Genomic DNA, 6,044 nt, shown 5'->3' with positions numbered 1-6,044 from the left:
GGGTGATTCTGAAGATTCTTTCCAACCTCTGGCCTGTCGGCCACCGGCTTGATGCCGAGTTTCTGCAGTCGTGCTGCTTCCCCAACGCCCGACAGCATCAACAATTGCGGCGAATTGACCGCACCGCCGGAAAGGATCACCTCCTTGCGCGCGCACGCCAGTTTCACCTGTCCCGCCCGGGCGAACTCCACGCCAGTGGCGATGCCGCGCTCGATGACGACACGAAGGACTGGCGCATCGACGAACAGCGTCAAATTGGGCCGCTTCAGCGCCGGATGCAGGAACGCCGCAGACGCGCTCGACCGCTTGCCCTTGCCGATGGTCATGTCTACATGACCGAAAGCCTCGGGCGCATCCTTGTTGAGGTCGTCGGTGAGCGGCAACCCTTCCTGCCTGGCAGCGTCGAGGAACATGTCGCAGACCGGAGCTGTGCCCTGCCCCTTGGAAACCTGCAACGGCCCGTTGTCGCCATGGATGGCGCTCGCGCCACGTTCGTTGGTCTCCGACTTCATGAAATAGGGCAAGACGTCGTCATAACCCCAGCCGTCGCAGCCGAGCGCCTTCCAGTTGTCATAGTCGCTGCGATGGCCGCGCATATACATCATGCCGTTGATCGAACTCGACCCGCCAACGATACGCCCCTGCGCCCAGTAGAGCCGCCGCCCGCCCAATGCCTTTACCGGTTCAGTCTCGTAGCCCCAGTTGTAGGCCGGGTTAGTGCCGGTCGCGATATTGGCGCCCGGTATCTTCAGCAACAGCGCCTTGTCCAGCCCGCCCGCCTCGATGACTGCCACACGCATTTCGGGGTTTTCTGAAAGCCTTGCGGCAAGCACGCAGCCGGCGGCACCTGCGCCAACGATGACGTAGTCGAATTCGAGGTCGTCGGTGCTTGTCATTTCTTGAAATCTCGCCGCAGCACGCCCTTTGGCCAAGGCAGATGCGCGTGTTCGGTCGCCAACGCCGACAGGCGGTCGGCTACATCTGGCACGACGATCTTCGCGGCCTTGCGCACGCGCAGGTCGACATGGATCGACAGGCCCTCGACGGTCGCTGCCCGATAATCCTGGTCGACGTTCCACAATTCGTGGAAATGGTGGACGCGCTTGAGGTCGGTCCACAGCACGGTACTGCGCGCCTCTAGCTTGGCGTCAGGCATCAGCTCGCGCTCGTAGCGCACGCTCTTTTCCAGCCGAAAGAAGCTGTAGCTGGTACTGCGGATGTAGTCGTCATGGATGCCGAACACCTCGAACAGTTCGGTCTCGGCGATGTCGAACACCCGGTCGTACCACGACACGTTCATATGCCGATTGACGTCGAGCCAATGCGGCTCGACGCTGCCGCGAAAGCTTATATGTGGGCGCGGCGTCTCGCTCGCAGCCGCATCCTCTCCAGCCATCCGTCCTTACTCCGCCGCCGCTGGAGCCGGAGCGTTCAATTTCTCGTCGAGTTCGGATGCCAGGCAGGAGAATTTCACCTTGCCGCGCTCGATGATCATCGCGCGATCGGCATAAGGTGCTGTCACAGCAAGATGCTGCTCGACGATGACAACCGCCGTCCCGGTCTGCGCCCACCGGCGCAGGAAGGCGAGGATCGGCGGCAGAAGCGCCTGGGCGAGGCCCATCGAAGGTTCGTCGCAGAGCAGAACCTTCGGCTGAGCGATGAAGGCCTGGCCGAGCGCCAGCATCTGCTGCTGTCCGCCTGACAGGTCACGGGCGTAGAGCTTGTGCTTTTCCTTGAGGATCGGAAAAACCGCGTAAATTTCCTCGACAGCATTGTTGAAACCGGCCCGGTCGCCGCGCCGTGCCGCAGCTCCCATGCGCAAATTGTCGAACACGCTGAGCTCGGGAAACACCCGGTGCCCGTCGAGCACGAGCCGCAATCCCGATTGCGCCACTTTTTCCGGCGCCAACCCGCCGATCGACCTGCCCTGCAGCAGCACCTGACCGCTATCGGGCTTGTTGAAGCCGGCGATCGCCCGCATCAATGTCGACTTTCCAGCACCGTTCTCGCCGCCGACAAGCAGGATCTCACCTGCCTTGGCCGTCAGCGAGACATCCCGCAGTACCGGGATCGTGCCGTAGCCCGCCACAAGATTCTTGACCTCAAGCATGGCGCGACCCCACGAACATATGCTGCACCGCCGGGTCCTTGGCGACCATATCCGGCTTACCCGAGGAAACCACCCGGCCCTGTTCCAGAACTGTGATGGTGTCGGCGATACCCCAAACAAGGTCGAGGTCGTGTTCGACAAGGATGACGGTCTTGCCCATCTGTCGGCTCAGGAATTTGACCAGATTGGCGAAGTTGGTACGCTCGCCCTGCGACAGGCCGGCGGCCGGCTCGTCGAACAGCACGATGGTGGCTTCCTTGAGCACCGTGCGCATCACCTCCACCAGCCGGCGCTGGCCGTGCGACAGAAGATTGGCGCTGTCCTGGCCGAACTCGCTCTCCATCGCCTTGGCAAGTGCCGTGATGTCGGGGCTCGCAGCCCCCACGCGGGCGTCCATGCCGATCTTCAGATTGTCCCATAGCGACAGCTGGCTGAAGATGCGTGGCGCCTGGAAGGTGCGGCCAAGGCTCATATTGGCAATGCGGTCGGCGGCCATGTTGGTCGCATCGACACCGTTGATCATGAACGAACCTGTGTTCAGGCGGCTGAGACCGGTCAGAACATTGAGCAGGCTAGTCTTGCCAGAACCATTGGCGCCGATCAGGCCGTGAACCTCACCCTTGCGTACCTTGAGGTTGACGTTGTCGACAGCCACCACCTGGCCGAACTTCTTGGTGCCGTTGCGCACCTCGACGGCAAGTTGTTCGGTTGGTTCGCGCGCCACCTTGCCCGACTGGAGATTGGCGAGGAAACCGTCGATACGGAAAGCCTGTTCGCCGCCACCGGTCTGCTTGCGTTTGGCGCGCAAACGCTCGATCGAGCCGACGATGCCGTCAGGGAAAATCAACACCGCCGCCAGCGTCAGGCAGCCATACATCAGCAAGCGGTATTCGACGAACTGCGCCAGCAGGATGTTGGGCAGGATGAAGACGATCCAGATGCCGATGATGGGGCCGAGCATCTGACCGCGCCCGCCGACGACGACGGCGAAGAAGAAGACAAACGAAAGCTCGATGTTGAAGCCTTGCGGGCTGACAAAAGCGACCGTCGGCAGATAGAGGATGCCGCAGATGCCGGTGCCGATCGAGGCGACAATGAAGGCTACGAAGCGCATCACGCCCGGCTTGATGCCCAGCGAGCGCGCGGCTTCCGGGCTCAGTGCCGCGACGAACATGCTGCGGCCGAGCTTAGAACGGCGGATATGGTAATGCGCGGCAAGCGCTATCATCGGAAACACGGCCACGGCAATCGCCAGCGGCGACATGCCGAAGACAACGGGATCGGTCAGTTCCGGCACGGAAACGCTGATGCCGTTGATGCCGTTGGTCCACTTGTCGAGCGTGACCAAAAGCTGCGGGAATACGATCGCAGCGCTCATGGTCACGAAGCCAAGATGGAAACCCTGCACGCGCAGTGCCGGCAAGGCAAACAGCAGGCCGCCAAGAACCGCAGCGACGATGCCGCCAAGCGCTGCCAGCGCGAACGGCCAGTCATGCAGCCCATAGAGGATAGCCGCGCCATAGGCGGCAAGCCCGAGGATCGCGCCCTGGCCAAACGATTTCTGGCCGGCATCGACAAACAGCATGTTCTGGAAGATCGCCGCAGCGATATAGATGTTGACCAGCTGGAACGTGTGGATCCAGTAGGAATTGCCGAGGATGACCGGGCCGAATCCGGTGATCGCGATCAGTGCCACGCCGATCCAAACCTGCGTCAGATCGGAGTTGAAGCGACCTTTCGGCCTGGTTTCTGCGGTCACGGACATGGGCCCAGTCTGCACGTTTGCATTCGCCCGCATGGTCACACCCGCCTTGCGCCAACGCGGCCGAACAAGCCCTGCGGTCGGAACATCAGGATGATCACCAGCACCAGCAGCGAAGCCAGGTCCTGGTAGGCGCCACCAACCTTGTAGGCGGTCAGCATGGCGACCACGCCGACGAGCGGACCGCCGATCAGCGTTCCGGCGTTGGAGCCGATGCCGCCAACCACAGCCGCGACAAAGCCGTTGAGCACGTATTTCAGGCCGGCGTCAGGGCTCACCGAAATCACCGGCGCAACCAGGAAACCGACAGTGCCGACCATCAGGCCACTGATGGCGAACGAGACCAACTGCAGGCGGCGCACGGGAAGGCCAGCGGCACGAGCGGCATCGAAATCCTGCGACAACGCGCTGATGGCGAGACCAATGAAGGTCTTGCGCAAGAAAAAGCGCAGCGCGAAGAACCAGAAGATCATCGCCACAATCGCCAGCGCATAGGCCCCCGGCGTACGCGTGCCCAGAATGCGGAAGCTCGGCACGACACTGGAGACGGAATAGGCGAAGGGCCCCTGTGTGATCATCAAAAGTGCAGCGACAATCACGGAAACCGAAACGGTCGAGATCAGCCAGCTATCCTGCTCGACCGAAGAGCGTAGCGGCAAAAGCGTGATGTAGCCCTGGAAGGTGATCACGGCGGCAATGAGCAGGCCGGTGAGGACCAGCATCAGCGTCCACTGCCCAAGCCCCACCTGATTGGCCAGGAAATAGGCGGCGAAACCGCCCAGGATGAACATGTTGCCCTGGGCAAAATTGAAGATATTCGTCGCGCCATGGACGATATTGAAGCTCATCGCGATGGTGGCGAAGATCGACCCGATGGCGATCCCGCGTATCACGATGATCAGTATTTCACTGAGCATAAGCTCGCCTCCCTGACCGCACTTATGACCCTGCCCTTGCTGGCGCCGGGCTAACCCGAACGCATGATGAGGGTAGGTATTTTTGCAACGAGCTTATGCGGAGCCGCCGCTGCCGCAACATCGTTCGAACGGACTAACGTGGCCGTGCAAATTCCAGACAGGAAAACAGGCGCAACAGCACCTCGTCAGCGCGTCAAATCCTGTCGAAGCAGCGTCTTGCGCTCAGAAAGGATACCGCCGCGGCATCTTTCAGCTCGCGTCCCGCCTGCTGTGGAGAAATGATCTCGACAGTTAGCGGCACTTGAACGCCCATGCCGTCGAGAGTCCCTATGAATGCCTTGAGGTCAAAGGCGCCTAGCCCGCACAATTTTCGATTCATCGTGTCGTCCGCAAGCGTTCCGCTTGGCTCCGCCTCCGCATCGTTGACCTGGACGCAGAGCACACGGTCGGCAGTAATTCGCTTCAACTCGCCCAGTGGCACGCCGGCGCGGAAGATGTGCCACGCATCGATCACCAAGCCGGCGTTGGGAATGCCCTCGATGAGGCGCAACGCGATAGCGACGTCGCGCACATTTCCCCAGGCGACCAGTTCGAGCGCGATTTCGATGTCGTGCCGAGCGGCACGCGCGCAAAGTGCCGCAAACCGCTCCCGCATGACCTCCATGGCTATGCCGCGTCCACCGAGATCGGGACCAACATTGAGCACCTTGGCACCAAAAGCCTTCACCGCCTGAAACGCTGTTATCTCGTTGCGACGCGCGACCTCGCCCGCCTCGCCGTCGAGACACCAGTCAGTCAGGAACTCGACCGACACGTGCTTCATGCCGTTCCGCTTGAGGATCTGGCGCAGCTCGGCATCGTCAAATCCCGCCTGCCGCTGCTCGGAATAGTCGCGGAAATGCAAGCACATGCCGGTGTAGCCGGCGGCGGCGCACGCCTCGACCCTTGGAGCGAAGGCGTGTCGCGAGGCCACCGGTCCTCCCGGCACAACACCACTGATCGTGTGGGAACTACAGACATATTCGCGCGGCTTGGTCATGGCGTCCTGCGGCTGATCTTTGCTCAAGATGCCGGCTTTGACGCCTGCTCACAGGTCCGTTCGGACTATCCATTCACCCATGCGCGTTGTCGCCAAATCCAACAAGGCGAAAACCGGGGCTCTACATCGTGACCAGTCGAGCGCGCCTATGCTTCAGTGCAGCCCGAATTCGCGCAGCAGTTCCTCGCGGTAGCGGACGAAACGGGCTTCGCTGCG

6 protein-coding genes are annotated in these 6,044 nt (G+C 61.6%); all 6 read right to left on the bottom strand.

Annotated features, from left to right (window positions below):
• Window positions 1-896: GMC family oxidoreductase (locus tag AC1DUU_RS20710; protein WP_476785278.1), on the bottom strand; the 896-nt coding region annotated here is incomplete at its 3' end.
• Window positions 893-1,396: a thioesterase family protein gene (locus AC1DUU_RS20705; RefSeq protein WP_476785277.1), complete on the bottom strand. Its 504-nt coding sequence runs from the start codon at window positions 1,394-1,396 to the stop codon at window positions 893-895. The genes AC1DUU_RS20705 and AC1DUU_RS20710, both read right to left, overlap by 4 nt.
• Before the next feature lie 6 nt (window positions 1,397-1,402).
• The gene (locus AC1DUU_RS20700) at window positions 1,403-2,110 is read right to left on the bottom strand and encodes an ABC transporter ATP-binding protein (RefSeq protein ID WP_476785276.1); all 708 of its coding nucleotides are present in this window, start codon (window positions 2,108-2,110) and stop codon (window positions 1,403-1,405) included.
• On the bottom strand, window positions 2,103-3,875 hold the full coding sequence (locus AC1DUU_RS20695; protein WP_476785275.1) for a branched-chain amino acid ABC transporter ATP-binding protein/permease: 1,773 nt from the start codon (window positions 3,873-3,875) through the stop codon (window positions 2,103-2,105). Before AC1DUU_RS20695 ends, AC1DUU_RS20700 begins: the two co-directional genes overlap by 8 nt.
• Window positions 3,876-3,910: 35 nt before the next feature.
• Window positions 3,911-4,789: a branched-chain amino acid ABC transporter permease gene (locus AC1DUU_RS20690; protein ID WP_476785274.1), complete on the bottom strand. Its 879-nt coding sequence runs from the start codon at window positions 4,787-4,789 to the stop codon at window positions 3,911-3,913.
• A 193-nt stretch (window positions 4,790-4,982) separates the two neighbouring features.
• Window positions 4,983-5,855, bottom strand: a complete 873-nt coding sequence (locus tag AC1DUU_RS20685; RefSeq protein ID WP_476785273.1) for a sugar phosphate isomerase/epimerase family protein — start codon at window positions 5,853-5,855, stop codon at window positions 4,983-4,985.
• Between the last annotated feature and the right edge of the window lie 189 nt (window positions 5,856-6,044).

This window comes from Aminobacter sp. P4_H6_2, from assembly GCF_056400805.1.
Note: the sequence above shows the minus strand (reverse complement) of the source record. Positions and strands in the feature narration are given on the sequence as shown.

Bases quoted from the DNA above. Each gene is read 5' to 3' on its own strand.
- AC1DUU_RS20700 (WP_476785276.1), bottom strand. From the start codon at position 2,110: ATGCTTGAGGTCAAGAATCTTGTGGCGGGCTACGGCACGATCCCGGTA.
- AC1DUU_RS20695 (WP_476785275.1), bottom strand. From the start codon at position 3,875: ATGTCCGTGACCGCAGAAACCAGGCCGAAAGGTCGCTTCAACTCCGAT.
- AC1DUU_RS20705 (WP_476785277.1), bottom strand. From the start codon at position 1,396: ATGGCTGGAGAGGATGCGGCTGCGAGCGAGACGCCGCGCCCACATATA.
- AC1DUU_RS20690 (WP_476785274.1), bottom strand. From the start codon at position 4,789: ATGCTCAGTGAAATACTGATCATCGTGATACGCGGGATCGCCATCGGG.